A 3,719-nucleotide genomic window follows, 5' to 3' on the forward strand; every position below is an offset into this window, starting at 1 on the left:
ATGTATGTACTGTCAACTCGGTGAATATTTACAAATATTTGTATTAGTTTAAAACTAAAAAAGAGCACTTAATAAAGTGCTCTCGTGACGAGATCATTCACTTTGTAAAGACTACCTTATTTTATAAAGAAAGGAACACAAAATATTCTATGTATGTACTGTCAACTTAGTGAATATTTACAAATAAAAGAACAGTTAGCAAAAGCTAACTGCTCACCTAATGGAGGTCTCGTTCCAACTGGGTTATCTATAGTATTGACGGAATATTGAGTTTCATTTAAAGGAACTTATAATCTACAAATTAGATTATAATAGTCGATATTCTCCATATTGACCAGAAAAGCACTAAAAATTCTAGTGAAATTCCAAGAGTTCTTTTCTTAGTTTTTTGAAATTCTTTTATCTAATAACCAACAGCACTAATCGCTATAAGAATGACAAGAATAAGTTCTAGTGTAACTGACATTTTACCTACTTCTAATTATTTATTTAAATTCATTATATAACGATTATAGGATATTTTAATGATTAGTGGTGAGAATTAAACAAAATAATCCTTTCACGAAAAAAGGTCCTGTTGTCTCCAACAGAACCTTTCCTAAAATGGCAAAGAGTAACTCTTACCTTACTCTTCTGCTATATAATACACAAAATACGTATAGATGTGTAGAACAAGAAATTCCAATATAATTATCGAAATATATTGTTTAAGAGTATCTTGCCAGTGATTAACAAAAGGAATTAAATTACAAATGTTGATTTGTCAATGGATCTTAATGATGCACTAGAAAATGATAGTTAATAAAGAAATATTACAATAATAAAATGTTAAATGTTGCATATTCAATTAAAATAGAAAGTTACAAGTAGAAAGCGAGGAATAACAATGGGACTAGGAAACCGTGGGATGGCATTTGAAATGCTTATTAATCTATCAAACGAAATGTATCAAAGAGGGGGAGTGGCGCTAATAAACAAGCATCCAACTCCTGTGAAGGTGTTAAAAAGTAAAGGTGGCCGTGTATTAAATGGATTCTATGAAGCTAAAAGTACAGTAGACTATGACGGCGTTTATAAAGGACGAGCAGTAGCATTTGAAGCAAAGTCAACGCAGAGTCTTACACGATTTGATTTAAGTAAAATCGCGCAGCATCAATTAGATTACCTGGAGAAGGCAGAGAAAATGGGAGCGGTTTGTTTCTTCCTTATTGAATTTAGCAAGGACAAGTCAGTATTTCTGGTACCACTATCAGTCATTCAAGCTTATGTAAGGATGTCACAGCAGCCAAAAGGTAAGAAGTCGATACCAAGAGCAGACCTTGATATTTATGGATACCTGGTAGATCAGACGGAACGAGCACCAGTTGATTACTTACAATACAATACATCGATGAATCAGGATTGATTCAAGGGGTGTTAGATGGAAGGATTCAGCTAGACCAGGACCATGCAAGGATTGCTAATAATATAGAAGCAGCGAAAGAGAAGATGAGTACCAAGAAACGAAAGTTATTAAAGGCTAAATGGATAACGGAACAACACGCAATAGTGTGGTGGGGGCTATGTTAATGCGTGATGTTCCCTTATTTAACAATGAGATATTAAAATTTCACGCACCTTATGTGATGTTAAAAACATAAATTCGAAATAGGGGAATTTACCATAACAAACATTTATCAAAACTTAGGAGAAGAAATTGAATTAATGGAGATTGAATTAAAGAACCTGAAGTTAGAACATGAATACCTGATTAAAAATATGCATATGAATGCGCCTAAGTTTAATGGAGTAACAGACTACAGCAAGGACCGTGTAACAGGAGGACAAATTCCATTAGCTTTAGATGAAATTGCAGGTCGTCATGATCGGATTATGGAGAAGTCAGAACGATTAAAACAACGTATTACTGATAAGAAGGTACTAATGAGGGAAGCGCAGTATGTTATGAGTAAAAAGAAAGGTTTGGAACAACAAATTATATATTTACGTGATGTAATGGAATYCAATTTAAAACAGGTTGCTAGTAAGCTAGGTTATAGCTATGACCATATTAGAAGAGTAAGCAGCAGAATGAAAAGAAGCCACAATCATGCCACAACGATGACACATTGTTCTTGATATTTAGGTGATACACTATTATTACTGAGAGGTAGCGGAAACTACTTTCAAGGTCTTGATTTCGAGATGGATTATTTTACAAATGTGGTGATGGTTCGTTCGATTGAATGAACTGTAGCGTTATGAAAATATAGGTCTAAACGAGCAGAGAGCTTCCGCTCTTTGTTTGAGCCAATACAGCTGAACCTTCCCCTCAGTCTTATGTGTTGGTTCAAATAAGGCGCCGGAAGAAACATATGCGTCTTATAGATTAAAAGATATTCCTAAACGTTGTGTAAACGAAATGGTGAAAATGACATTAAGTAGCCGACTCTACGGAGTATAAAAGAGAAGATTCTTATTCTTCTCCCAGTCACCGAACGTAAAGCGCGTAGCTAATAAGAGCTAAAAATTACATGATGCGGTGATTTGGAGAAGGTTGAGGATACTCAGCCTTAATCTAAGAGAAACTTTGCCATTTGTTTTCTCTCTTTTCTCCCATCCCCTTGAAAGCTGTCACTTCGGTGATGGCTTTTTGTTTTTTGTAAACCAGGAATTAGCCGATATAGATGTTAGTTCCGGGTTTAGAAAGAATAATTTTCTTTGTTATATAGAAATTACACATTAAACCAGTAAAATTTTGAATGAGACAAGCATATATTAATAACTGAACACGACGTATTCATTCTTTATAATCGTATTGGACGAGAACCTTATAGGGCTCTTTTTTTATTGCACATAAGGGATCCCCAAACATACAATATCGAGTCAATGCCAACCAACTTATTCCTTTTCCGAGAGCTATATATATTCCGCTATAAAGCTCTTCTATGTTGCGCCATTAGAACGGGCAAGGCATTGTCGTATACCTTATACTCAGAAGCTTAGGACACTTTATAGTGTTCTTTTTTTATTGGACAAAATGGACATTTGATTAGGAGGATGAATGATGGAAGAAGTAAGGAAACCTAGAAATACATTGGATATCGAAGTTAATGTTGATACTTATGAAGCAGAAGTAAAACTTGAACGATTAAAGAAAACGGCTGAAGGCTGTACGAAAGCATTTGAAGAATTAGGAGATGCTATTGCTAATGTGGGCGCATTAATACAGATTCCAGAAGCAAAAGAAGAAATTGTATTCTTTAGTAAAAATACGATTAGGTCTAATGATTAAACCAATAGCAATTATCGTAGRMGYTRCCRTGATCTGGKTGGCGTCTTGTTTGTTGTTAAGGAAAGATAAGGGGGAAATAAAGAAAGAGAGCTAATGCCCTCTTTTTCTTTTGATAGGGTAATTAATCACAGATTGGTATTCCAAGCACTCTTAGAGCTAATGCTACTTGAAGAGAAATCTCTAATCTAGCAATTTCGATACCAGCTACTGAAAGAACTAAAAAAGGTTGTCCATTTACAAACAAAACGCAACTATCCATGGTTACGCCTCCTTTCTAGTAATCTACTACAGTATATGAATCAAATAATAATATGTAATAGTTAAATTGAAGGATTTAATAGAATTGATAGATTTACCCTGTTTTACAAAACAAACGAACTCAACGAACGAAAATAAATGTCCTGATTAGGTCTAGCTTACAAGGTTAGCTCGCTTGGTTCTGGTG

3 protein-coding genes and 1 pseudogene are annotated in these 3,719 nt (G+C 34.5%); 3 read left to right on the top strand and 1 reads right to left on the bottom strand.

What is annotated here, in order from left to right; genetic code table 11:
* Positions 1-886 precede the first annotated feature (886 nt).
* From AC1DJR_RS21300 to AC1DJR_RS21310, 3 genes and pseudogenes are all read left to right on the top strand, one after another.
* Positions 887-1,569: pseudogene (locus AC1DJR_RS21300) on the top strand (Holliday junction resolvase RecU).
* Between the two features lie 93 nt (positions 1,570-1,662).
* The gene (locus AC1DJR_RS21305) at positions 1,663-2,118 is read left to right on the top strand and encodes a hypothetical protein (protein ID WP_477003446.1); all 456 of its coding nucleotides are present in this window, start codon (positions 1,663-1,665) and stop codon (positions 2,116-2,118) included.
* Between the two features lie 928 nt (positions 2,119-3,046).
* Positions 3,047-3,274: a hypothetical protein gene (locus AC1DJR_RS21310; RefSeq protein WP_429688206.1), complete on the top strand. Its 228-nt coding sequence runs from the start codon at positions 3,047-3,049 to the stop codon at positions 3,272-3,274.
* 121 nt (positions 3,275-3,395) lie between these two features.
* Here the strand turns inward: AC1DJR_RS21310 and AC1DJR_RS21315 are convergent, their stop codons facing one another.
* Entirely contained in the window at positions 3,396-3,533 is a 138-nt protein-coding gene (locus tag AC1DJR_RS21315) for a DUF3956 domain-containing protein (protein ID WP_080377444.1), read from the bottom strand.
* Positions 3,534-3,719: the final 186 nt, after the last annotated feature.

The organism is Bacillus sp. 05T31, assembly GCF_056396725.1.

Bases quoted from the DNA above. Each gene is read 5' to 3' on its own strand.
- AC1DJR_RS21310 (WP_429688206.1), top strand. From the start codon at position 3,047: ATGGAAGAAGTAAGGAAACCTAGAAATACATTGGATATCGAAGTTAAT.
- AC1DJR_RS21315 (WP_080377444.1), bottom strand. From the start codon at position 3,533: ATGGATAGTTGCGTTTTGTTTGTAAATGGACAACCTTTTTTAGTTCTT.